22 protein-coding genes are annotated in these 24,366 nt (G+C 60.5%); 14 read left to right on the plus strand and 8 right to left on the minus strand.

Translation table 11 applies throughout. The features are described from left to right. Nucleotides 1-161 precede the first annotated feature (161 nt). Genes LJX92_RS18260 through LJX92_RS18270 form a run of 3 tightly spaced genes read left to right on the plus strand, consistent with a single transcriptional unit; the run spans nt 162 to nt 2,730 of the window. The gene (locus LJX92_RS18260) at nt 162-1,505 is read left to right on the plus strand and encodes a nucleobase:cation symporter-2 family protein (protein ID WP_032880111.1); all 1,344 of its coding nucleotides are present in this window, start codon (nt 162-164) and stop codon (nt 1,503-1,505) included. A gap of 44 nt (nt 1,506-1,549) precedes the next feature. After that, nucleotides 1,550-1,921, plus strand: coding sequence for a hypothetical protein (locus tag LJX92_RS18265; protein ID WP_143508472.1), 372 nt, complete (start codon nt 1,550-1,552; stop codon nt 1,919-1,921). 23 nt (nt 1,922-1,944) lie between these two features. Then, nucleotides 1,945-2,730 carry an outer membrane protein OmpK gene (locus tag LJX92_RS18270; protein WP_005789957.1) on the plus strand — a complete coding sequence of 262 codons (786 nt, stop codon included), beginning with the start codon at nt 1,945-1,947 and terminating at the stop codon, nt 2,728-2,730. A 108-nt stretch (nt 2,731-2,838) separates the two neighbouring features. Here LJX92_RS18270 and LJX92_RS18275 read toward each other — a convergent pair whose 3' ends face one another. Next, nucleotides 2,839-3,987 carry a patatin-like phospholipase family protein gene (locus tag LJX92_RS18275; protein WP_032880110.1) on the minus strand — a complete coding sequence of 383 codons (1,149 nt, stop codon included), beginning with the start codon at nt 3,985-3,987 and terminating at the stop codon, nt 2,839-2,841. A gap of 29 nt (nt 3,988-4,016) precedes the next feature. After that, entirely contained in the window at nt 4,017-4,952 is a 936-nt protein-coding gene (locus LJX92_RS18280; RefSeq protein ID WP_005789961.1) for a lipid A biosynthesis lauroyl acyltransferase, read from the minus strand. A 119-nt stretch (nt 4,953-5,071) separates the two neighbouring features. Here LJX92_RS18280 and minC point away from each other — a divergent pair, with 119 nt between their 5' ends. The 8 genes from minC to LJX92_RS18320 all read left to right on the plus strand — a co-directional run bounded on the left by minC (nt 5,072) and on the right by LJX92_RS18320 (nt 13,200). Further along, nucleotides 5,072-5,809 carry a septum site-determining protein MinC gene (gene minC / locus LJX92_RS18285; RefSeq protein WP_005789962.1) on the plus strand — a complete coding sequence of 246 codons (738 nt, stop codon included), beginning with the start codon at nt 5,072-5,074 and terminating at the stop codon, nt 5,807-5,809. 199 nt (nt 5,810-6,008) lie between these two features. Next, nucleotides 6,009-6,821, plus strand: coding sequence for a septum site-determining protein MinD (minD, locus tag LJX92_RS18290; protein WP_103733707.1), 813 nt, complete (start codon nt 6,009-6,011; stop codon nt 6,819-6,821). Nucleotides 6,822-6,824: 3 nt separating this feature from the next. Then, nucleotides 6,825-7,079: a cell division topological specificity factor MinE gene (gene minE / locus LJX92_RS18295; protein ID WP_003175252.1), complete on the plus strand. Its 255-nt coding sequence runs from the start codon at nt 6,825-6,827 to the stop codon at nt 7,077-7,079. A gap of 93 nt (nt 7,080-7,172) precedes the next feature. Further along, nucleotides 7,173-7,808 (plus strand): RluA family pseudouridine synthase, encoded by a 636-nt coding sequence (locus LJX92_RS18300; protein ID WP_005789965.1) that lies wholly within the window; start codon nt 7,173-7,175, stop codon nt 7,806-7,808. A gap of 171 nt (nt 7,809-7,979) precedes the next feature. Continuing rightward, the gene (locus LJX92_RS18305; RefSeq protein ID WP_228308780.1) at nt 7,980-9,269 is read left to right on the plus strand and encodes a M18 family aminopeptidase; all 1,290 of its coding nucleotides are present in this window, start codon (nt 7,980-7,982) and stop codon (nt 9,267-9,269) included. A 153-nt stretch (nt 9,270-9,422) separates the two neighbouring features. Then, nucleotides 9,423-9,599 carry a hypothetical protein gene (locus tag LJX92_RS18310; RefSeq protein WP_005789968.1) on the plus strand — a complete coding sequence of 59 codons (177 nt, stop codon included), beginning with the start codon at nt 9,423-9,425 and terminating at the stop codon, nt 9,597-9,599. 72 nt (nt 9,600-9,671) lie between these two features. Next, on the plus strand, nt 9,672-11,837 hold the full coding sequence (locus tag LJX92_RS18315; RefSeq protein WP_228308781.1) for a mechanosensitive ion channel family protein: 2,166 nt from the start codon (nt 9,672-9,674) through the stop codon (nt 11,835-11,837). Between the two features lie 16 nt (nt 11,838-11,853). Then, nucleotides 11,854-13,200: an amidohydrolase gene (locus tag LJX92_RS18320; protein ID WP_228308782.1), complete on the plus strand. Its 1,347-nt coding sequence runs from the start codon at nt 11,854-11,856 to the stop codon at nt 13,198-13,200. A gap of 112 nt (nt 13,201-13,312) precedes the next feature. On the opposite strand, the gene LJX92_RS18325 is transcribed toward LJX92_RS18320, so the two are convergent. From LJX92_RS18325 to LJX92_RS18345, 5 genes are all read right to left on the minus strand, one after another. Beyond that, on the minus strand, nt 13,313-13,537 hold the full coding sequence (locus tag LJX92_RS18325; RefSeq protein ID WP_003192847.1) for an MbtH family protein: 225 nt from the start codon (nt 13,535-13,537) through the stop codon (nt 13,313-13,315). 82 nt (nt 13,538-13,619) lie between these two features. Beyond that, complete coding sequence (locus tag LJX92_RS18330; RefSeq protein ID WP_228308783.1) at nt 13,620-15,017, minus strand: aspartate aminotransferase family protein; 1,398 nt, start codon at nt 15,015-15,017, stop codon at nt 13,620-13,622. Between the two features lie 179 nt (nt 15,018-15,196). Further along, the gene (locus LJX92_RS18335; protein WP_228308784.1) at nt 15,197-15,964 is read right to left on the minus strand and encodes an N-acetylmuramoyl-L-alanine amidase; all 768 of its coding nucleotides are present in this window, start codon (nt 15,962-15,964) and stop codon (nt 15,197-15,199) included. A 123-nt stretch (nt 15,965-16,087) separates the two neighbouring features. After that, nucleotides 16,088-17,407: an ATP-binding protein gene (locus LJX92_RS18340; protein WP_078821947.1), complete on the minus strand. Its 1,320-nt coding sequence runs from the start codon at nt 17,405-17,407 to the stop codon at nt 16,088-16,090. Further along, nucleotides 17,407-18,087 carry a response regulator gene (locus tag LJX92_RS18345; protein WP_228308785.1) on the minus strand — a complete coding sequence of 227 codons (681 nt, stop codon included), beginning with the start codon at nt 18,085-18,087 and terminating at the stop codon, nt 17,407-17,409. The genes LJX92_RS18340 and LJX92_RS18345 overlap by 1 nt, the downstream gene beginning before the upstream one ends. Before the next feature lie 177 nt (nt 18,088-18,264). Between LJX92_RS18345 and dsbD the strand changes: the two genes are divergently transcribed. The 3 genes from dsbD to dsbG are packed head-to-tail and all read left to right on the plus strand — an operon-like array spanning nt 18,265 to nt 21,574. Continuing rightward, nucleotides 18,265-19,992 carry a protein-disulfide reductase DsbD gene (gene dsbD, locus LJX92_RS18350; protein WP_005789981.1) on the plus strand — a complete coding sequence of 576 codons (1,728 nt, stop codon included), beginning with the start codon at nt 18,265-18,267 and terminating at the stop codon, nt 19,990-19,992. Continuing rightward, nucleotides 19,992-20,837, plus strand: coding sequence for a TlpA disulfide reductase family protein (locus tag LJX92_RS18355; protein WP_032880099.1), 846 nt, complete (start codon nt 19,992-19,994; stop codon nt 20,835-20,837). The genes dsbD and LJX92_RS18355 overlap by 1 nt, the downstream gene beginning before the upstream one ends. Then, nucleotides 20,813-21,574, plus strand: a complete 762-nt coding sequence (gene dsbG, locus LJX92_RS18360; RefSeq protein WP_032880097.1) for a thiol:disulfide interchange protein DsbG — start codon at nt 20,813-20,815, stop codon at nt 21,572-21,574. The genes LJX92_RS18355 and dsbG overlap by 25 nt, the downstream gene beginning before the upstream one ends. Before the next feature lie 68 nt (nt 21,575-21,642). Here the strand turns inward: dsbG and LJX92_RS18365 are convergent, their stop codons facing one another. Beyond that, nucleotides 21,643-24,231: a hypothetical protein gene (locus LJX92_RS18365; RefSeq protein ID WP_228308786.1), complete on the minus strand. Its 2,589-nt coding sequence runs from the start codon at nt 24,229-24,231 to the stop codon at nt 21,643-21,645. Nucleotides 24,232-24,366 lie beyond the last annotated feature (135 nt).

Consider the following 24,366-nt stretch of genomic DNA (forward strand, 5'->3'; position numbering starts at 1 on the left):
CAATGTGGGAGCTGGCTTGCCTGCGATAGCAGTGTGTCAGTCACCGGATGAGTTGCCGACCCTGCGCTATCGCAGGCAAGCCAGCTCCCACAATTGAGATCTGCCGTGTTTTGAAAATTGCTTTGCAAACAACACAAAAATAAAAAGATTCGAGGTGTTGCATGTCCCAGTTAGAAACGCAGACTCCTGCCGCACCCGCCATGGTGCGGCTGCCCCTCTTGCAACTGATTCTGGTTGGCTTGCAACACGTCTTGCTGATGTACGGCGGCGCCGTCGCCGTCCCCCTGATCATTGGCCAGGCCGCAGGCTTGAGCCGTGAAGAAATCGCCTTCCTGATCAACGCCGACCTGCTGGTGGCCGGTATCGCCACCATGGTGCAGTCGTTCGGCATCGGCCCGGTAGGTATCCGTATGCCGGTGATGATGGGTGCCAGCTTCGCCGCCGTCGGCAGCATGGTCGCCATGGCCGGTATGCCCGGTATCGGTTTGCAAGGCATCTTCGGCGCGACTATCGCCGCCGGGTTCTTCGGCATCCTTATCGCGCCATTCATGTCCAAGGTTGTGCGCTTTTTCCCGCCGCTGGTAACCGGTACCGTCATTACCGCCATCGGTCTCTCGCTGTTTCCCGTGGCCGTGAACTGGGCCGGTGGCGGCAGCGCTGCCGCCACGTTCGGCTCGCCGGTGTATCTGGCGATTGCCGCCCTGGTGCTGGCGACCATCCTGCTGATCAACCGCTTCATGCGCGGCTTCTGGGTGAATATCTCGGTGCTGATCGGCATGGGCCTGGGTTACGGGTTGTGCGGCGTTATCGGCATGGTCGACCTCAGTGGCCTGGCCCAGGCGCCCTGGGTGCAGGTGGTCACGCCGTTGCACTTCGGTATGCCCAAGTTCGAGTTGGCGCCGATCCTGTCGATGTGCCTGGTGGTGGTGATTATCTTTGTCGAGTCCACCGGCATGTTCCTCGCCCTGGGCAAGATCACCGGCCAGGAGGTCACCCCGAAAATGCTGCGCCGCGGCCTGTTGTGTGACGCCGGCGCGTCGTTCTTTGCCGGTTTCTTCAACACCTTTACCCACTCCTCCTTCGCGCAGAATATCGGCCTGGTACAAATGACCGGCGTGCGCTGCCGCTCGGTCACGATCATGGCCGGGGCCTTTCTGATTGTGCTGAGCCTGTTGCCCAAGGCCGCCTATCTGGTCGCGTCGATTCCGCCGGCAGTACTCGGTGGCGCGGCGATAGCCATGTTCGGCATGGTGGCGGCGACCGGGATCAAGATCCTGCAGGAAGCCGACATCGCCGACCGTCGCAACCAGCTATTGGTAGCGGTGAGCATCGGCATGGGCCTGATCCCCGTGGTACGGCCGGAGTTCTTCGCGCAACTGCCACTGTGGATGAGCCCGATTACCCACAGCGGGATCGCCATGGCCACACTCAGCGCGTTGTCGCTGAACATCCTGTTCAACATCCTCGGCGGCGCTGAACGCCCCGAAGTCGCCCATACGCATTGATTCCTTTGTTAGTACAAAAATAACAACAAACAGGGAACAGCCACATGCACAGCCTTCAACCGGGGCCGGCCACACGCCGCGCCCCATTCTCGCCCCTCGCGCTCTGTTACAGCGCACTTGAGCCCAGGCCTGGGAGCCAGTATTCTCCGCGCCCGCTCGAATCGACTCAAAAAAAAACAGCGAATGTAAAAGCTGACTTCAAGGCCAACTTATCCCGGCCTGATGTTGGCTGCCAAAGTGCGCAAAAGTCCTCTGAATTCGACTGCATCCGCTGCAGCCGACGGGGATTTTTTGGCTTTTCAAACACCTTGGCGCAGCTCTTGCTAACAGCATTAAAGCTGACCGAACAGACGATTTTTGCAGCGAACCAAAAGGCGCCATACCAGAGCGCCTGCGTAGAAGAAAAAAAACCATAAAACTTTAACTCGGGAGCAACCGAATGAAACCCATGTTCAAAGGCCTGATGCTGGCGGGATCCCTGCTGGCTGGTGGCCAGGCCGTCGCCGGTGACTTGTTGCAGTGGCAGAACAACAGCCTGACTTACCTGTGGGGCAAGAGCTTTACCGTCAACCCGCAGATCCAGCAAACCGTCACCTTCGAACATGCCGACGCATGGAAGTACGGCGACAACTTCTTCTTCCTCGACCGTATCTTTTACAACGGCAAGGAAGACGGCAATGTCGGCCCGAACACTTACTACGGCGAGTTCAGCCCGCGTTTGTCGTTCGGCAAGATTTTCGACAAGGACCTGTCGTTCGGCCCGATCAAGGACGTGCTGCTGGCCTTCACCTACGAGTTCGGCGAGGGCGATAACGAGTCCTACCTGCTGGGCCCGGCATTCGACTTGAACATCCCCGGTTTCGACTACTTCCAGTTGAATTTCTACCAGCGCCAGACCGAGGGCAATCGCCCGGGTGACGGTGTGTGGCAGATCACTCCGGTGTGGTCGTACACCATCCCCGTGGGCAACTCCGACGTGCTGATCGACGGTTTCATGGACTGGGTGGTGGATAACGACAAGAACGCCCGTGGCACTTATCACGCCAACCTGCACTTCAACCCGCAGGTCAAATACGACTTGGGCAAGGCGCTGCACTGGGGCGACAAGCAGTTGTATGTAGGTTTTGAATACGACTACTGGAAGAACAAGTACGGGATTGAAGACAGCGGCGCGTTCAAGACGACTCAGGACACCGCAAGCTTCCTGGTCAAGTACCACTTCTAAAGGTTGATCGCGGTTCCCTGTGGGAGCTGGCTTGCCTGCGATCGCGGTGTGTCTGTGCCAGCAGTGTTGGCTGGCATACCGCTATCGCAGGCAAGCCAGCTCCCACATTCAGTTAGGCGTCAGGCCGAGGAATCGGGTGATTTCGTCGCGCTTGGCCAGCGCATCCTTGCGCCCCAACTCGATCAACTCGCTGCAATACCCCGCCTCGAACAGCAAATAACTCAACACCCCCGCCCCACTGGTCTTGGTCGCCCCCGGTCCGCGCAAGAACAAGCGCAACGCCGCCGGTAATTCCTGGCGATGTCGCGCCGCGATTTCATCGATAGGCTGGCTGGGCGCAATCACCAGCACGTCTACCGGCGCCAGGCCCTGCACCGCGGCGTCGACAGGGACAACCCGACTAAACTGGTTCAAGCGCTCCAGCAGTTCGATATCGCTTTCCAGGCTGTCAATGAAGGTGCTGTTGAGCATATGCCCACCGATTTGCGCCAGGGTCGGTTGCTGGCCGGTGTAGGTACGTTGCGTCGACGCTTCATTGCCCCTGGGATTGCCGCTCACGCCGACCACCAACACGCGGCTGGCGCCCAGGTGCAAAGCCGGGCTGATGGGCGCTGACTGCCGCACCGCGCCATCGCCAAAGTACTCTTCGTCGAGTTTGACCGGAGCAAACAACAGCGGAATCGCCGAACTCGCCAGCAAGTGCTCCACCGTCAGTTGGGTCGGCACGCCGATACGCCGATGGCGCAGCCATGCATCGATGGTGCCGCCGCCCTGGTAGAAAGTCACCGCTTGCCCGGACTCATAGCCAAACGCCGTCACCGCCACTGCCTGCAAGTGCTTGCGGCGAATAGCCTCGTCGATGCCGTCCAGGTTCAAGCGTTCTTGCAGCAAGTCGCGCAGTGGCGAGCTGTTGAGCAGCGCCACGGGCACCTGGGCGCCCAGGCCCAATAGGCTGTGGATGAGGAAACGGCTGGCCTGGCGTATTACCCCAGGCCAGTCGCTGCGCAGCACCTGGTGGCTGCGAAAGCCCTGCCAGAATGCCGTCAGCCGTTGGATCGCTGCCGAGAAATCGGTAGCGCCACTGGCCAGGCTCACTGCATTGATCGCGCCGGCGGAGGTGCCGACAATCACCGGAAATGGATTCGGCGCCCCCGGTGGCAGCAACTCGGCAATCGCCGCCAACACCCCCACCTGATACGCCGCTCGCGCCCCGCCGCCGGAAAGAATCAAGCCTGTGACCGGTTCAACTGAGCGCATTGCGTCACTCCGTGTGGTAAAAATCAGCGTTATCGACGGCGCTTTTCATACAGTTTGGGCTCACCCGGCGGCCGGCTCTTGAAACGGCGATGGGTCCACAGGTATTGCTCGGGGCAATCGCGTACCGAGGCTTCGACCCATTGGTTGATGCGCAGGCAGTCGATTTCGTCGGTTTCACCCGGAAAATCGGTCAACGGTGGATGGATCACCAATCGGTAACCGCTGCCATCGGCCAGGCGCTCCTGGGTGAACGGCACCACCAACGCCTTGCCCAGGCGTGCGAACTTGCTGGTAGCGGTGACGGTAGCTGCCTGGATACCGAACAGCGGCACGAAGATGCTTTGCTTGGCGCCGTAATCCTGGTCCGGTGCGTACCAGATGGCCCGGCCGGCACGCAGCAGCTTGAGCATACCGCGCACGTCGTCGCGCTCCACGGCCAGGGAATCGAGGTTATGGCGCTCACGACCACGGCGCTGGATAAAATCGAACAGCGGGTTGCCATGCTCGCGGTACATGCCATCGATGGTGTGTTTCTGCCCCAGCAGCGCCGCGCCGATTTCCAGGGTGGTGAAGTGCAGGGCCATCAGGATCACGCCCTTGCCTTCCAAGTGTGCCTGCTTGAGGTGTTCCAGCCCTTCGACATGGGCCAGTCGCGCCAGGCGCGGCTTGGGCCACCACCAGCTCATGGCCATTTCAAAAAAGGCGATACCGGTGGAGGCAAAGTTTTCCTTGAGCAGGCGTTTGCGCTCCTGCACGGATTTTTCCGGGAAGCACAGCTCAAGGTTACGCGCCGCGATACGGCGGCGATCGCCAGCCACGCGGTACATCCCCGCACCCAGCAGGCGACCAATGGTCAACAACGCCCGGTACGGCAACTGGGTGACCAGCCACAGCAGGCCGAGCCCCAGCCATAGCAGCCAAAAACGCGGGTGAAGAAATACAGCTCGAAAACGCGGGCGATCCATTACAGATTCCGGTAAAGACAAGGGCCGCGCATTCTACAACGGTTCGACTCGGCTTGCGGCGGGTGAGTGTTCTCGTTATAAGTCTCGACACTTTTCGTGACAAGCCGCTTTCGCCGACCATGAGCCAAACCGAACCGCTAGACCAAGATCCCGTGTTCCAGCTAAAAGGCAGCATGCTCGCCATTACCGTGCTGGAACTGGCGCGCAATGACCTTGATGCCCTGGACCGCCAACTGGCCGCCAAGGTTGCCCTGGCGCCAAACTTTTTCAACAACGCCCCGCTGGTGCTGGCGCTGGACAAGCTGCCGGCCGGCCAGGGCGTGATTGATTTGCCCGGGCTGATGCGCGTGTGCCGCTCCCATGGCCTGCGCACCCTGGCGATTCGTGCCAGCCGCATCGAAGACATTGCCGCCGCCATCGCCATTGAACTGCCAGTACTGCCTCCATCCGGTGCCCGCGAGCGTCCCTTGGAACCGCTGGTCGGTGAAGAGAAGAAAAAACCGGAAAAACCACCCGAGCCTGCGATCAAGCCGACAAAGATCATCACCTCGCCGGTACGCGGCGGGCAGCAGATTTACGCCCAGGGCGGCGACCTGGTGGTGATCTCCTCGGTCAGCCCGGGGGCGGAACTTCTCGCCGATGGCAACATCCATGTATACGGCCCGATGCGCGGGCGTGCCCTCGCCGGCATCAAGGGTGATACCAGAGCGCGGATTTTCTGCCAGCAGTTGACCGCTGAGCTGGTTTCCATCGCGGGTCAGTACAAGGTTTCCGAAGATTTGCGCCGTGATCCGCTGTGGGGGGCTTCGGTACAGGTCAACCTGTCGGGCGATGTGTTGAACATCATCCGGCTTTAACGGATACTGCCGCATTTTCCAAGCATCTCTAGACTCTGATAGCAAAGCGAAACCGGCAAGACTTGTGTAGGACTTTTTGGAAGTTGGTGTTTCTCCATGGAAACTCCTTCTTTTTCCTGCAAAGGCTGTCCGCCTGCAGCGAGTTTCAAGAGATGTTTTTCAGGGACCGAAAGTCCTTTTTCCTTAGGGGTGAAACACCTTGGCCAAGATTCTCGTGGTTACATCCGGCAAGGGTGGTGTGGGTAAGACCACCACCAGCGCCGCTATCGGTACCGGCCTCGCTCTGCGCGGCCACAAGACAGTCATCGTCGACTTCGACGTCGGTTTGCGTAACCTCGACCTGATCATGGGCTGCGAACGCCGCGTGGTGTACGACTTCGTCAACGTGGTGAACGGCGAAGCCAACCTGCAACAGGCCCTGATCAAGGACAAGCGCCTTGAGAACCTGTATGTACTGGCCGCCAGCCAGACCCGCGACAAAGACGCGCTGACCAAGGAAGGCGTGGGCAAGGTTCTCGCCGAGCTCAAGGAAACCTTCGAATACGTGGTGTGCGATTCTCCGGCCGGTATTGAAACCGGTGCTCACCTGGCGATGTACTTCGCTGATGAAGCCATCGTGGTGACCAACCCGGAAGTTTCCTCGGTACGTGACTCGGACCGTATGCTGGGCCTCTTGGCCAGCAAGTCCAAGCGCGCTGAAGAAGGCCAGGACGCGATCAAGGAGCACCTGTTGCTCACCCGCTACAACCCGGAGCGCGTCAACAATGGCGAGATGCTCGGCGTTGAAGACGTGAAGGAAATCCTCGCCGTGACCCTGCTGGGCGTGATTCCGGAGTCCCAGGCCGTACTGAAGGCATCCAACCAGGGCGTGCCGGTGATTCTTGACGACCAGAGCGACGCCGGCCAGGCGTACAGCGATGCAGTCGATCGCTTGCTGGGCAAGACCGTGGAACACCGCTTCCTCGATGTTAAGAAGAAGGGATTCTTCGAGCGTATCTTTGGAGGCAACTAAACAATGAAATTTCTCGACTTCTTTCGCGCCAACAAAAAGCCAAGTACCGCGTCGGTAGCGAAAGAGCGTCTACAGATCATCGTGGCGCACGAACGCGGCCAACGCAGCACGCCGGATTACCTGCCAGCCTTGCAGAAGGAACTGGTCGAGGTGATCCGCAAGTACGTCAATATCGGCAACGATGACGTGCATGTCGCTCTGGAAAATGACGGCAGCTGCTCGATTCTGGAACTCAATATCACCCTGCCCGATCGTTGATCGAAAGGGCGGTCGCCACGGCGGCTCGATCACCTTGATCCTTCGGGAACCAGGTGGGCGAGCCGCCGTTGGCGTTTGTTACGAGGCTGTTTAATGCCGCTGTCCAATATACATATCCTGCATCAGGACGACGCTGTCCTGGTGGTGAACAAGCCGACCCTGCTGCTCTCGGTGCCTGGTCGCGCCGACGACAACAAGGATTGCCTGATTACCCGCCTGCAGGAAAACGGCTACCCCGAAGCCCGTATCGTCCATCGGCTTGACTGGGAAACCTCGGGGATCATCCTGCTGGCCCGGGATGCCGACACCCATCGCGAACTGTCCCGCCAGTTTCACGACCGCGAAACAGAAAAAGCCTACACCGCCCTGGCCTGGGGCCAGCCGGAACTGGACAGCGGCAGCATCGACCTGCCCCTGCGCTACGACCCGCCGACCAAGCCACGCCATGTGGTGGACCACGAGTTCGGCAAGCACGCCCTGACCTTCTGGAAAGTGCTGGAGCGTTGTGGCGACTGGTGCCGCGTGGAGCTGACGCCGATCACCGGGCGTTCGCACCAGTTGCGTGTGCATATGCTGTCCATCGGGCATCCGTTGCTGGGTGATGGTTTGTATGCTCATGAACAAGCCTTGGCTGCCTGGCCGCGGCTGTGCCTGCACGCAAGCATGCTCAGTTTCACCCATCCACAAAGCGGCGAGCGCTTGCGCTTCGAGTGCCCTGCCCCCTTTTAAGCTGCGAACACGGGTAAATGTGGGAGGAGGCTTGCCCCCGATGGCGGAGTGTCAGTCACTGTATTTGCTCACTGACACACCGCAATCGGGAGCAAGCCCCCTCCCACATTTGTTCTGTGCACTTCTGGCCATCGAACGGTAAACTCCGCGCATTGCTGTCTGGAGCTATTTATGCGCGAAGCGTTGAATCAAGGCCTGATCGACTTCCTCAAGGCCTCCCCTACTCCTTTTCATGCCACTGCGGCCCTCGCCCAGCGCCTGGAAGCGGCCGGTTACCAGCGTCTCGACGAGCGCGACACCTGGACCACCGAGGCCAATGGTCGCTACTACGTGACCCGCAACGACTCCTCGATCATCGCCTTCAAGCTCGGTCGCCACTCGCCGTTGCAGGGCGGCATCCGCCTGGTCGGCGCCCACACCGACAGCCCGTGCCTGCGGGTCAAACCCCAGCCTGAGCTGCAACGCCAGGGTTTCTGGCAGTTGGGCGTGGAAGTCTACGGCGGTGCGCTGCTCGCGCCGTGGTTCGACCGCGACCTGTCCCTGGCTGGCCGCGTCACCTTCCGCCGCGACGGTAAGGTCGAAAGCCAATTGATCGACTTCAAGCTGCCGATCGCCATCATTCCCAACCTGGCCATTCACCTGAACCGTGAGGCCAACCAGGGTTGGGCGATCAATGCCCAGACCGAGCTGCCGCCGATCCTTGCGCAATTTGCCGGTGACGAACGCGTGGACTTTCGCGCCGTGCTCACCGAACAGTTGGCCCGCGAGCATGGGTTGAACGCTGATGTGGTGCTCGACTACGAGCTGAGCTTCTACGACACCCAAAGCGCGGCGGTCATCGGCCTCAATGGCGATTTCATCGCCGGTGCGCGCCTGGACAATCTGCTGTCGTGCTACGCCGGCCTGCAAGCCTTGCTGACCAGCGAGACCGACGAAACCTGCGTGCTGGTGTGCAACGACCACGAAGAAGTCGGCTCCTGCTCGGCCTGCGGCGCCGATGGCCCGATGCTGGAGCAGACCCTGCGCCGCCTGTTGCCTGAAGGTGATGAGTTCGTACGCACCATTCAGAAATCACTGCTGGTATCGGCGGACAACGCCCACGGCGTGCACCCCAACTACGCCGAGAAGCACGACGCCAACCACGGTCCGAAACTCAATGCCGGGCCGGTGATCAAGGTCAACAGCAACCAGCGCTACGCCACCAACAGCGAAACCGCCGGGTTCTTCCGTCACCTGTGCATGGCCGAAGAAGTGCCGGTACAAAGCTTTGTGGTGCGCAGTGACATGGGCTGCGGCTCGACCATCGGCCCGATCACCGCCAGCCACCTGGGTGTACGCACCGTGGATATCGGCTTGCCGACGTTTGCCATGCACTCCATTCGAGAGCTGTGCGGCAGCCATGACCTGGCGCATCTGGTGAAGGTGCTGGGGGCGTTTTACGCGAGCCGCGACCTGCCCTGATTTGACGGGCAAAATGTGATCGAAATGTGGGAGGGGGCTTGCTCCCTCCCACATTTGGTTCGATGTACTGCCAAACTGACTTGTATCACCTGCACTTCCTGCAATCGCGCCTAGACTTGTCAAAACTTCCACTGCGACAAGGCTATTGCTCCCATGATTTCAATGTCCTCATTCCACGCCATGCTCATCCCCATCGTGATCGGCATGATCATGCTCGCGGTCGGCTTCAACTTTCGCGACAAGCCCCTCGGCGTGTTCGGCATGTGGATTGGTATGCTGCTGATCCTGGGCACCGTGGTCTACAAGATCCTCGCCAAACTGGCGCAATGACAAATGCGCTCGCATTGGGCATAGCGGCCTCGTACACTCGGTCAATTCGTTGCTTTGAAGGTTGACCGCCTCGTGCTTTCCCGTCTGTTTGCCCTGCCCTGCTACCTGCTGATCGCCCTGCTCACGCTGCTGCCGCTGTCATCCGCCCAAGCCGTAGGCTTGCCCGGAATGCTGGGTGGTTCCAGCAAGACCCAACCCCAGGCTGAAGTGCCCCTGGGGCAGTCGCTGGACGAGGTGATCAAGACCCTCGAAAACGACCAACAGCGCACCCAGCTGCTGAGCGACCTGAAAAAGCTGCGCGCCGCCACGCAAAAGGCCCAACCCGCTACAGAGCAAGGTGTGCTCGGGTTGATCGGCAGCACGCTGTCGGGCTTTGAACAGCAGTTTTCCGGCGCCGACAGCCCATTGGGGCGCTGGTCCAATGAAGTCGACCTGGCCAAGGATGAACTGGGCGCGCTGATGCTGCCGGCCAACGAATGGCTGCCGATCATCTTTGGTTTTGCCGTGATCCTGGCAGTGTGGAGCCTGCTGGCCGCCGCGCTGATCTGGCTCAGCCACCGGGTACGCGAGCGTTTCGGCCTGCCCGAAGAGTTGCCGCAACACCCGCGCACCTGGGACATGCTGCGCTTTGCCCTGCGCAAGCTGGGTCCCTGGTTGATCGCCCTGGTGATCACGGTTTACCTGAGCTACGCCCTGCCTTCCTCCCTGGGCAAATCCCTGGCGATGGTGCTGGCCTATGCCTTGGTAGTCGGCACCTGTTTTTCGGCAATCTGCGTAATTGCCTTCTCCGTACTTGACGGCCCGCACCGCCACCGCGCCCTGTATATCCTGCGCCATCAGGCGTTCCGCCCGCTGTGGTGGATCGGCAGCTTTGCCGCCTTCGGTGAAGCCTTGAGCGATCCGCGCCTGGTCGAGGCGCTCGGCCAGCACCTGGCCCACACCGCCGCAACCGTGGCCAATGTAATGGCGGCGCTGTCCACCGGCGTGTTTATCCTGCGTTTCCGCCGACCGATTGCACACCTGATCCGCAACCAGCCGCTGTCGCGCCGCCTGACCCGCCGCGCCCTCACCGACACCCTGTCGATCATCGGTACCTTCTGGTACATCCCGGCCTTGCTGCTGGTAGGTATCTCACTGTTCGCGACCTTCCTGTCGGCCGGCGACACCAGCACCGCCCTGCGCCAGTCGCTGCTGTGCACGGTGCTGCTGGTGTTGTGCATGGTGATCAACGGCCTGGTGCGCCGCCACGCCCTCAAGCCGCAGCGCGGGCACAAACGCCACGCGCTGTACTCCGAACGCCTCAAAGGGTTTGTCTACACCCTGGTGCACCTGGTGGTGTGGCTGGCGTTTATCGAGTTGGGGCTGCGGGTGTGGGGCCTGTCGATGATTCGCTTTACCGAAGGTGACGGCCATGAAATAGCCGTGAAGCTGTTTGGCCTCGGTGGGACCTTGCTGTTTGCCTGGCTGATCTGGATCCTCAGCGACACCGCCATCCACCACGCCCTGACCCGCTCACGCAAAGGCCTGGCCAACGCGCGTGCGCAAACCATGATGCCGCTGATCCGCAACGTGCTGTTCGTGACCATCTTCATCATCGCCGCCATTGTGGCGCTGGCGAACATGGGCATGAATGTCACCCCATTGCTGGCCGGTGCGGGTGTAATCGGTATCGCTATCGGCTTTGGTGCGCAGTCGCTGGTAGCGGACTTGATCACCGGCTTGTTCATCATCATCGAAGACTCCCTGGCCATCGACGACTACGTAGACGTCGGCGGCCACCTGGGTACGGTGGAGGGCCTGACCATCCGCACCGTGCGCCTGCGCGATATCGACGGCATCGTGCACACCATCCCGTTCAGCGAGATCAAGAGCATCAAGAACTACTCCCGAGAGTTCGGCTACGCGATCTTCCGGGTGGCAATCCCCTACAACATGGAAATTGACGACGCAATCAAGCTGATGCGCGATGTCGGCCACGCCATGCGCAATGACCCGCTGCAACGCCGCAATATCTGGTCGCCGCTGGAAATCCAGGGCGTGGAGAGTTTCGAATCCGGCAGCGCGATCCTGCGCGCACGCTTCAAGACCGCGCCAATCAAGCAGTGGGAAGTCTCGCGAGCGTTCAACCTCTCGCTCAAGCGGCACCTGGATGAAGCCGGCCTCGACCTGGCAACGCCGCGCTTGAGCGTGCAGGTAGTGACAGCAGGCAGCGTGCAGGAGAAAGATCCACAACAATAAGCAAGCAGAGGTTGGTATGCGAATGAACGGTCTGACACACCAATGGGTTTTGGGTTTGCTCTGCGCGGTCACGAGCAGTGCAGTGATTGCCGCCAGCAGCGGCCAGGACGGTGCCAGGGAAACCATTGCCTCCCAGGCAAAAATACTCGAACCCAGCCTGTTGGAAACCCGCCGCGACATCCACGCCCATCCGGAACTGGGCAATACCGAAACCCGCACCGCCGAGTTGGTCGCCAAACAATTGCGCGAACTCGGCCTTGAGGTGAAGACCGGGATAGCCCGCACCGGCGTCGTCGCCATATTGAAAGGCGCCCTGCCCGGCCCGACCGTGGCCCTGCGCGCCGACATGGATGCGCTGCCGGTCAAGGAAGTCGCCGACCTGCCCTTCGCCTCCAAAGCCAAGGGCACCTACCTGGGCAAGGAAGTCGATGTGATGCACGCCTGCGGTCACGACGCCCATACCGCCATCCTGCTGAGCACTGCGAAGATTCTTACCGGGATGCGCGACCGCCTGCCCGGCACCGTGGTGTTTTATTTCCAACCGGCCGAAGAAGGCCCCAGCGATTTTATCCCCGACGGCAAGAACACCTGGGGCGCGAAGATGATGGTGCAGGAAGGCGTGATGAAAGCGCCCAAGCCTGACGCGGTGTTCGGCCTGCATGTGTGGGCCGGTGTGCCTGCCGGGCAAATCGCCTACCGCCCAGGCCCGACCCTGGCCAGCTCCGACGACCTGCGCATCAGGATCCTCGGCAAACAGACCCACGCCGGCCGCCCCTGGGACGGTATCGACCCGATCACCGTTGGCGCGCAAACCATTGTCGGCCTGCAGACCGTGGTCAGCCGCCGTACCGATATTTCGTCATTCCCCTCTGTCGTGAGCATCGGCACCATCAACGGTGGTACCCGCTACAACATCATCCCCGAGTCGGTAGACATGAGCGGCACCATTCGCTCCTACGACTACGGCATTCGCCAGAAGCTGCATGCAGACGTGCGTCAAACCGTAGAGAAAATCGCCGAAAGCGGTGGCGCCAAGGCCGAAGTGACGATCATCGAGAAGTACGACCCCACCATCAACAACCCGGCGCTGACCGAGAAAATGCTGCCGAGCCTGCGCTGGGCGGCTCAGGGTGATGTGGTGCAAGGCCCGTTGGTGGGTGGCGCCGAAGACTTCTCGTTCTATGCCAAAGAGGCACCGGGGCTGTTTGTCTTCCTGGGGGTGACACCGAGGGACCAGGACATGAGCAAGGCGGCGCCGAATCACAACCCTGGGTTCTTTGTGGATGAGTCGGCGTTGGTGGTGGGCGTGAGGACGCTGGCGTCGTTGGCGACGGATTACCTCTACACCCACACCCCGCACTAATGCTTGATGTGGGAGGGGGCTTGCTCCCGATAGCAGTGTTTCAGTTGAACATTGGCTGACTGATACACCGCTATCGGGAGCAAGCCCCCTCCCACAGTCGGGCCCAAGTGAATCAGTTGGCGAGGGCGGCGCCGTCCATCTTCTGGCGCAAGCTCAACGGACGCATATCCGTCCACACTTCCTCGATATACGCCAGGCACTCCTTCTTCATGCCACTCTTGCCCACGGTTCGCCAGCCTTCAGGCACAGCCTTGTAGTCAGGCCAGATCGAATACTGCTCTTCGTGGTTGACCACTACCTGAAACAGGATGTCGTCGCGGTCAAATACTGAGGTCATTGCTGTTCTCCATCGCTCAAAGGCTGGCTGCGCACCACGCGCAGCGCTGATATCTGTAGAAACGTACCAGGCACCGCAAAAATTAAACGCCGGCAACCGCCGCCGCCAAGGCGCGCCCGAAGATCTCGGCCACCTGGTCGACTTCGGCCGCGGTGATCACCAGCGGTGGCAGAAAGCGCACCACGCCGCCATGGCGCCCGCCCATCTCCAGGATCAGCCCGCGCTTGAGGCACTCACGCTGCACCAGCGGTGCCAACAGGCGATGCACCGGCGGGTGCCCCAGGCTATCAAGCGGGCCCGTCGGATCCACCAGCTCGACCCCCAGCATCAGCCCACGACCACGGATATCCCCCAACTGCGGGAAGTCGCGCTGCAGGATGCGCAGGTGCTCGCACAGACGCTCACCCATGGCCGCCGCATGACTGGCCAAGTCGTGATCCTTGAGGTAGCGCATCACCGCCGAGCCCGCCGCCATCGCCATCTGGTTGCCGCGGAACGTCCCGGCATGGGCACCCGGCAGCCAGGTGTCGAGCCAGTCGCGATACACCACCACCGCCAGCGGCAGGCTGCCGCCAATGGCCTTGGACATCACCACCACATCCGGAATGATGCCGGCGTGTTCGAAGGCAAACATCTTGCCGGTACGCCCAAAGCCGCTCTGGATTTCATCGACGATCAGCGCCACCCCCGCTTGCGCGGTGATACGCCTTAAGCCACGCAACCAATCGAGGTCGGCAGGGATCACGCCGCCTTCACCCTGAATCACTTCGACAATCACCGCCGCCGGCAGCACCACCCCGGCTTCGGGATCGTTGAGCAGGTTTTCCAGGTAGTGCAGGTTGGCCCGCACACCCTGGGCGCCGCCCAGCCCGAACGGGCAGCGGTAGTCATACGGAAATGGCAGGAACTGCACGCCATTGCCCAACAACGCCCCCAGCGGCTTCTTCGGCCCCAGGCTGCCCATCAAACTCAACGCCCCCTGGCTCATGCCGTGATAAGCGCCCTGGAACGACAGCACAGTGCTGCACCCGGTTGCGGTGCGCACCAGCTTCAACGCGGCTTCCACCGCATCGGTGCCAGTGGGGCCGCAGAACTGGATTTTCGCTTCCCGCGCCAGTTCCGATGGCAGCAAGCCGAACAGGTCCTGCACGAACTGATCCTTGACCGGTGTGGTCAGGTCCAGAGTGTGCAGCGGCAACTCGTCGCTCAAGACTTGCTGGATCGCCTGGATCACCACCGGATGGTTATGCCCCAGCGCCAGGGTGCCGGCGCCGGCCAGGCAGTCGATGAAACGCCGCCCCTCGACGTCTTCCACATACAGGCCCTTGGCGCGTTTGAGCGCCAGGGGGATACGGCGCGGGTAGCTGCGGGCGTTGGACTCCTGCTGGCGCTGGCGGGCCAGCAGCGGGGTTTCGTCAAACTGGTAGAGCGTTTCCGCAGGCGCCAGGGCGTCTTCGATACGGCTGGTAGCGACTGACATCTCTCGATCCCTCAATACGCTGATGATGACCAAACTGCCGATCCGTTGGCGGCTGGCCCAAGGGCATGCGCACGGATTTCCTGTTCTGGAAACGCATCAGCTAGAACAGGATTTAGGGGGCGGCGATCGATAACTGATGAATGAAGATGCAAATGTGGGAGCAAGCCCCCTCCCACACTTCATAGCCCGCGGTATTTGTCGTTCAGTGCATACAAGATCGCGCAAGTCTCTGCATCCAGGAACCCGCAATAATCCCTAGCCCGAAAGTGCATCTGGAACGCCCGGGTGCGCTGTTCAAAGGCTCGGCGATTCTGCGCGGGCTTATAGCCGTAGCGCTGAAACGCCCGCTCTACCTCAACCTCTGGTGGCAAGCCGACACAAAAGCGGCGCTGGTACATCGCCCGTGTTGGCTCATCAAACCAGGCCCCAATACCGGCCTCATGCAGAACACGCCAGGGCAGCCGCGGCCCCGGATCACTCTTGCGCCAATAGGCCACATCCGAATGCCCGATCAGGTCAGTCGGGCCGACCTGCGGATAACGTGCAAGCACGTCGCGGACTATTGCAATCAACGCATCGATCTGTGCCGGGGAGTATTCGGGAAAGGTAAATACCCCCGCGTCATCCCGCGCCAGGTTGACGATTTCAACGCCAATCGAGCGGCTGTTGAGGTCGTCCCTCCCCGCCCAATGGCTCACTCCCGCGTGCCAGGCGCGTTTGTCCTCCTCCACCAGGCGAAACACGCGCAACTCTTCATAACCCGCGGCGCGGTAGCTGGAGTCATCGGGGTCGGGCAGCAGATAGTGAGCGCTGACGCCGTGTTGCGTAAGGGTACGCAGGGACGAAGCAAAAGGCGCCGCGGTGTAGTGCAGAATAACCTGCTGCACGGATTCACCTTGGCGGTCGTTGAAATCCCTGGCTGGGAAACTGGTGTCGATAACCAACATAAGAACCGTCCTTTTCATTTCAGGCCGAATCATTCGGCCCGTTCAAGCGCAAAAAAATTACCGCCATCCTGAAGGGTTGAATGTCAGGCGGGCGGTAATTACTTGGCACATGAAAAGCAAGGTTCAGCGGCGCAGCGGCATACCCAGCTCAACCCGCAAGCCGTCCGGCTGGCTGTCGAACTCAAGCGAGCAGGCGCAGCGCTGCACAATCGCCTGCACGATCGCCAGGCCCAGGCCGCAGCCTTCGCTGTTGCCATTACGCCAGAAGCGCTGGGTAAGGTATTGCAGGTCTTCGCTGGAGATCTGCTTGCCATGGTCACGCACGCGGAACACCACGTTATCCGGGGTAGAAAACACGTGCAGTTCCACGCGGGTATCGGCGGGGGTATGGCGCAAGGCGTTGTCCAGCAGGTTACGCAAGGCCGCGACGGCGAGGCCTACGGGCATTTCTACCGGAACGTGGGAGAGGTCCGGCGCAAGAATAAGATCGATACGGGAATTGTCACCGGCATTGGCGTCCTGGATCGCCAACCTGGCGACTTCTTCGGCACTGGACTGCAAGCCATCGTCAAACGACAAGCTGCCCTCCACCCGCGCCAACAGCAACAATTGCTCCAGCGTGCGATGCAAGCGGTCGGCTCCCTCCTCGGCGTGCGCCAGCGACTGGTCGCGCGCCGCACCTTCGGTCATGCGCGCCACTTGCAGGTGGGTCTTGATTGCCGTCAACGGGCTGCGCAGTTCATGGGCCGCGTCACCGGTCAGGCGGCGCTCGCGCTCGATGGTCTTGGCGATGCGCTGCAACAGTTGGTTCTGGGTGTCGAGCAACGGCTTGAGCTCGCTGGGCAACGGGTGAATCTGCAAGGGTTCGAGAGAGTCGGCGCTGCGGCGCATCAAGGCGTCGCGCATACGATTGAGCGGCACCAGGCTCTGGCCGATGCCCAGCCACAACAGGCACAGGCAACCGAGCAATGCCACGCCGACCGGTACCGATGCCGCCAGCAGGATCGACAGGTTGAGTGCCTCACGCTCCACCTGGCGGTCTGCGGTGGTGATCAGCAGGTCGCCCCGGGACAGGGTGAAACTGCGCCAACCCACGCCATCGATCATCTGGTCACGAAAACCACTCCTGCGCGACTCCAGACCTTCATCCGGGGTCGTGTGGCTGCGTGCCAGGATCTCGCCGCGCAAAGAGCTGACCTGACAGGCCATGCCCCCCGGCACGTTCAATTGTTCGGTGCGCAAATGTGCACCACCGCTGACGCTGGCCAAACCCGGCATCTGCTCGGTGAGCCCGGCTACCATGCGCGCCGAGGCCACCAGGCGCTGGTCGAGGGAGAACATCATCTGGTTGCGCAAATCGTTGAGCATCCAGGCGGCCGCCAGCACCCAGATCAGCACAAAAGCGGCGCCCAGCTTGAACGTCAGGCGCAGGCGCAAGCTCATCACTGAATGTTCTCTCCTGCATCAGCCGGCCCCAGGCGATAGCCCAAGCCCCTGACGGTCTCGACGATGCCATTGCCCAACTTGCGCCGCAGGTGATGGATATGCACGTTGAGCGCGTTGCTTTCCAGCTCATCACTGAACCCGTAGATGCTGTCCTTGAGCTGCTCGCTGGACAACACACGGCCCTTGTTGTGCAGCAGCGCCTGCAACAGCGCCTGTTCGCGACGGGACAGGTCCACCGGCTGGCCATCCAGGAAGGTCTCGCGGCTGCTGGGGTCGTAGGCCAGGCGGCCGTGCTCGATCAGGTTGACACTGCGCCCCGCCACCCGGCGCAACAGGGTTTGCAGGCGGGCGGCGAGTTCGCGCAGGTCGAAGGGCTTGAGCAGGTAGTCATCGGCGCCAGCTTGCAGGCCGTCGACGCGGTTGGTCACCGAGTCCCGCGCGGTGAGGATCAGCACGGGAATTTCCAGGCCCTGGCTGCGCTGTTGTTGCAGCAGCTTGAGGCCATCTTCGTCAGGCAGGCCGAGGTCGAGCACCATGATGTCGAACGCTGCAGCCTTGAGCATCGCCCTGGCGGCTGCGGCCGTGGCCACGCGCTCGACCGTAAAGCCCTGGGCACCGAGGCCGGCCACGATACCGCTGGCGATCAGTTCGTCGTCTTCACAGACCAGTACGTGCATGCTGAACCCTTCATGAAAGATGGGGGTGATTAGAAAAGCGCCAGATTAAGCGCGCATTATGCCGCTAAAGTTCACAACATCAGATTATCCCTACACTCTAGAATAGCGTCCGGTTAATCATCGGTTAATCAGCGCCACACATTGTGTGCCTCACTTGCATCGAACTAAGGCTTGACCATGCGGCATCTGTTTACCTTTCTGCTGGTGTTGTTCGCGGGATTCGCCCAGGCAGCGCCGGGCAACCCCTTCGAAACCAAACCCGACTTTCTCCCGGTGGGCAAAGCCTTCACCTTTACCTCCGAACGTCTTGAAAGTGGCGAAACCCAACTGTATTGGCAGATAGCCGACGGTTACTACCTGTACCAGCAACGCATGAAGTTCGACGGCCTGGCCGAACAACCCGTGCTGCCCCAGGGTGAAGCCCATAGCGATGAGTTCTTCGGCGAACAGCAAGTGTATCGCCAGGGCCTGGAAGTGAAGATCCCGGCCGGCGCCACCGGCAAGGTCAAGCTGGGCTGGCAGGGCTGTGCCGATGCGGGCCTGTGTTATCCACCGCAGTCGATCACCGTGGACCTGGGCGGCAACCCGGCCGTAGCCGCTACCGCGCAGGCCCAGGACCAAAGCCTGGCCAGCGGCCTGCAACAACGCAGCCTGGGCTGGAGCCTGCTGATCTTCTTTGGCCTGGGCCTGTTGTTGGCGTTTGCGCCCTGCTCGCTGCCGATGCTGCCGATTCTCGCCGGCCTGGTAGTCGGCAGTGGCGCCAGCCCGCGCCGTGGTTTTGCCTTGGCCGGTAGCTACGTGGTGTGCATGGCACTGGTGTATGCGGGCCTGGGTGTGATGGCCGCGCTGCTTGGCGCCAACCTCGCCGCGCTGCTGCAAACCCCGTGGATCCTTGGCAGCTTTGCCGCGCTGTTCGTGCTGCTGGCCCTGCCGATGTTCGGCTTCTTTGAATTGCAGTTGCCCGCCTTCCTGCGCGACCGTCTCGATAACGTCAGCCGCCAGCAAAGCGGTGGCAGCCTGGTGGGTGCTGGTGTGCTCGGCGCGCTGTCCGGCCTGCTGGTGGGCCCGTGCATGACCGCGCCCCTGGCCGGCGCCCTGCTGTATATCGCCCAGAGCGGCAATGCGCTGCACGGTGGCCTGATCCTGTTCGCCATGGGCATCGGTATCGGCATTCCGCTGTTGCTGCTGGTGACCGTGGGCAATCGCTTCCTGCCCAAGCCGGGCACCTGGATGAACGTGCTCAAGGGTATCTTCGGCTTCCTGTTCCTGGGCACCGCCGTGCTGATGATTCGCCCAGTGGTCGGCGACAGCCTGTGGATCGGCCTGTGGGGTGCGTTGGCGCTGGTGATGGCGTACTGCGGCTGGACACTGGCCCGTGAGTTCGGCCTGGCCGCCAAGGTGTTCGGCGCAGGTTCCCTGGTGCTGGGCCTGTGGGGCGCGATACTGGTGGTGGGCGCAGCCGGTGGCAGCGATGAGCTGTGGCAACCGTTGAAGGTTTACAGCGGCTCTAAGGTCGCCGGTGCACCGAGCGCTCACGATGCCTTCACCACCATCAATGACCCGGCCGTGCTGCAAAGCCAGCTCGACAGCGCCAAGGCCCAGGGCCAATGGGTGCTGCTGGATTACTACGCTGACTGGTGCGTGTCGTGCAAGATCATGGAAAAACAGGTGTTCGGCAAACCCGAGGTGATGGACGCGCTCAAAGACGTGCGCCTGCTACGCCTGGACGTCACGGCCGACAACGCTGCCAGCCGCGAACTGCTGGGCCGCTACAAGGTGCCGGGGCCACCGAGCTTCGTGTGGATCGGCCCGGACGGTGATGAACGTCGCGCCCAACGCATCACCGGCGAAGTGGATGCCGCCGCCTTCCTGCAACGCTGGACGCAAACCCGAGACGCGCGCTGATGTTGACCCTGACCATCGGCACATTCGCCATCGCCCTGAATCACATCCTGCTGATCAGCGCGCTGATTCTCGCCACCCTGGTGGGCTGGCGCGTGGCCAAGCGTGGCGGTGAGAACCCCGAATCGGTGCTGTTCAGCCTGTTCCTGCTGGGCATGTTGGCCGCCCGCGTCAGCTTCGTGCTGATGTACTGGAGTTATTACAGCAACGACTGGGTCGAGATGGTCGACCTGCGTGACGGTGGCTTCCTCGCCTGGCCCGGCATCATCGCACTGGTGCTCGGCGCGCTGGCGTATGGCTGGCGTCGCCCGGCCCTGCGCAAGCCGCTCAGCGCCGGGGTGATCACCGGTCTGTTGTTCTGGGGCATGGCCAGCCTGTCCCTCAGCCTGTATGAAAAAGGCACGCGCCTGCCGGACATCACCCTGCGCAACGCCAATGGCGAGGTGGTGCAACTGGCGGATTACCAGGGTGGCCCGCTGGTGATCAACCTGTGGGCCACCTGGTGCCCGCCGTGCCGGCGCGAAATGCCCGTGCTGGAAAACGCCCAGCGTATGCGCCCCGACGTGACCTTTCTGTTCGTCAACCAGGCCGAGAGCATGCAAAGCGTCAGCACCTACCTGGCCACCCAGGGCCTGAACCTGGACAACGTGCTGTTCGACGCCAGCGGCCGCCTCGGCCAGGCCGTGGGCTCCATGGCCCTGCCGACCACGCTGTTCTACCAAGCCGATGGGCGCCTGATCAACAGCCACCTGGGCGAACTCTCCGAAGCCAGCCTGGCCCGGGCCATGGAACCCTTCGATGACACCACGACAAGGAAACCGACATGCCTCGCCTCCGCCACCTGCTGACCCTGCTGCCCTTGACGCTCGCCGCCTCCCTGGCCCAGGCCGAAGACTGGCCGGCGCCGATCAAACAGATCGAAGCCAAGGGCGCCAGGATCATCGGTAAATTCGATGCCCCCAGCGGCCTCACCGGCTACGCCGCCCAGTACCAGAACCGTGGCATGGCCCTGTACCTGACCGCCGACGGCAAAAACGTGATCGCCGGCAACCTGTACGACGCCCAGGGCAATGACCTGAGCACCGCGCCCCTGGAAAAACTGGTGTACGCACCCATGGCCAAGGAAGTCTGGGCCAAGATGGAAAAAAGCAGCTGGATCCAGGACGGTGATAAAAACGCCCCGCGCACCGTGTACCTGTTCAGCGACCCTAACTGCCCCTACTGCAACATGTTCTGGGAACAGGCGCGGCCGTGGGTCAAGGCCGGCAAGGTGCAGTTGCGCCACATCATGGTCGGCATCATCCGCGAAGACAGCCCAGGCAAGTCCGCCGCCCTGCTCGCCGCCAAAGACCCGCAAAAAGCCCTGCAAGAACACGAAGCCGCCGGCAAGGGCAGTAAGCTCAAGGCGCTGGAGAAGATCCCGGCCGAGGTCGAGGCCAAGCTCGATGCCAATATGAAGTTGATGGATGAACTGGAGTTGTCAGCAACGCCGGCGATTTTCTATCTGGATGACAAGGGTGGATTGCAGCAGCAACAGGGGGCGCCGTCGCCGGAGAAGTTGGTGAAGATTTTGGGGCCGAAGTAAGTTGATAAAAACGATGTGCATAAAGCGCCCACCCTAAGCAGGTGGGCGTTTAGTCAAGCTGACTGAAGCTACAACCAGAAGGTAAAGAAATCAAAGTACATCCAATCGCCAGACGATATCTCTATGTAGCCTATTACCGAACCTATCGGTGCAGAAAAATCGATCCAACTATTCAAAGGACTCCCATTTAAATTTACTGCACCTAAATATCCGCCAGACGGACTGTAAAAACTCACTGTCGTAGGATAGTGATTCCAGGTATATGCACACTTCACACGCTTACATGTAAAGGTTAAATCAAGGCGCACTCTTTGATGACTCGGTGCCTGGCCTAATCCATCAGCAAAAACAAGTGCCTGCCCCTCTAGCATCCCTGGTGTCGATGGATACGTTGAGATACCCATTTTTCCTGGCCCAGATAGAAAACGTATGTTCATCGTCGGGATGCTAATACTTGCGCCTGCAGAAATCAGTCGGGTCGGCTGACCAGTAAAGTTTTCATAGCGAATTTTGGGGGGCACAATGACTGTCAATTCCAATGATGGGAACCGCACTGCGCCCGTCGCACTTGAACTCCCGTCAGTCGTGACCTCGCAAAAAACAGTCAACGGGCTGTGATCTTTCAATTTTTCCAATTCAGATCGCAGCAGTACTGCCGATAACCCGTTATCGACTTCCTCTGAAATTACGCGTGGGTCCATACGCACGTTGATTGTATGGGGGGCACCGGATTCGAGAGTCCCGACAACACGTAGCCAAGCATTTTGCCCTTCAAAAGCAAACCACCACGCTTTGTCGAAGTTTGCGTCATACACGGTGATATGCGCATCACCGGTAAAAGTCTGCAGATCTAAAATCCCGCCTTGAGTAGCAGGTGGCGTAGCCTCTGGCACAACGGGTGTCGGCAACCGGGTCGGCACACTGATCTTCAGCCCAAGCGTCTTCGACGGCGCCAACTTACAAGTACTGGTCACTATGTAGTTGATCAGGATGGTTTTACCTGCGCCCTGAATCACCGCTTCACTCGGGATCGCAAAATCAACATAGCCCGGATCACTGTTGCCCGGTTTTGATTCCAACGGCAGGCTCGTACCGTCCGCCTTGATCCACTTTACCTGAATCGTCTGATGAGGGCTGATCCGCTCATACTCCACCCGCACCGTTACACCGTCCCGGCCATTCCAGATGGTCAGTTGATCATCCACTGCTTCACATACCCTGGGAGGGGGCAGTGTCAAAGCTTCCTGCTCGATGCTGAAAGTCCGAACCGGGAACTCGACGGCAGTCTCCCACGTACACTGGCCATCGAAGTTCGCGGCAAAATGCAGCTCAAACGCTTTGCAATCCGCCAGCTTTTGCAGCTTGGCCCTGGAGATCGGTGTATCGACCCCATCGTGTAACCAGGCGGCTTTAAGCGGCTCGGCCTCCAACACATAAAAACAATAGTCGCTGCCATCCTCAAGCGTACCGGTTACCCACATCCAGCAGCAGTCCAGCTCAATGGCATAACTCCAAATGGGCACCACGCCCTTTGCGTCGCCACGAAAGGTATTGAGGTCCAGACGGTTGCCTGTGGACTGTTCAATATTCGATTTTGGCAAGCCCGTGATGCCCAGCACTTTCACCCTGCGTTCGGGTGAAGACCATTGGCTGCCGTCGCAACGCGTGACGCCGTAAGTCAAGGTAATGGTTTGCTCAAAGTTGGCACGAATCGCTAAAGGCGATACTGCAAACACCAGGCTGGTTTCACCTTCAACCGGTTGGCGACACTCCAGCACCGGCGTTCCTGGCCCCGGCGTCCCGGAAGACTTCGGGCATACCGTATCACCGCTGCATATGCCCTCATACCCCACAGTGATATGCGCACCGTTAACCGTGTTTATGGGGTTGACCACCCAGCCGTCGAACTCGGTGTGTGCAGCTTCCTTGAGGTCAGGTGGCGACAGTTCCAGGTGAGGCTCGGTGAGCAATGTCAACACTAGCGAGGGGAACGATCTATAGGGAGTGGCCCGGCTGAAGCGCACGGAGGCCAAAACAAACAGTTCGCTGTCATGTTTAAGTTGTTGGAACAACTCCCGAGGGATTGCTCGACGCCAGCCCAGGCGTATGTCTTCGTCGGTAACCGGTTCATCCTCGAATGGGTAGAGTCTGGCCTTGGACCCATCGGGATAGATGCCGCCTATATAGCAGTCGATCGTCTGGATTGTGTCGGCAAATGCCCAGGATGGGATGTAAAGAATCGGATCTTTACAGCACAACAAAGAAAGATCCAGTTTGCCATCGGTTGCTTTGAGAATTTGCACCTGAGGCAGGTTCGAGGGCAGGCTGATCCATACTTGACCTTGTAAGGACGTTTGATCATCCCCGTTTCGGGTAACGGTGTAAGTGAACAACACGTAATTGTCCAACCATAGTGCTATGTATTCGGCAGGGATATAAATGTTGATACAACCAGCGTCGTTGCCATTCTGGGGTGGTATCGGCGGATAAGCGCTGCCCGCCAGTGGCCAATTCAGAGTGATGCTGTCAGTTGCCTGCATGTCGTCGTAGCAGACGCTGACATTGCCTCCGTCTAGCAGAGTGAGTGAATCGACACGGCCATTTTCGTCAGCCTCAACCAGCGTTGGCTCGGGCAGATCCAGCAATAATTTGGGCATGAGGAGAGGTCCTTTTTCAATTGACAGGAAATGCCGAGGTACAGGTGTAAGTCCTGATCGACACCGTCCTATCACATCGAAAAAACGCCTCTTTTCCTACTGTCAGAATTCACAGTTATCAGCTGGAGAACGTAT

The sequence above is a fragment of the Pseudomonas sp. HN8-3 genome (assembly GCF_020790195.1).
Taxonomy (GTDB): Bacteria; Pseudomonadota; Gammaproteobacteria; order Pseudomonadales; family Pseudomonadaceae; genus Aquipseudomonas; species Aquipseudomonas synxantha_A.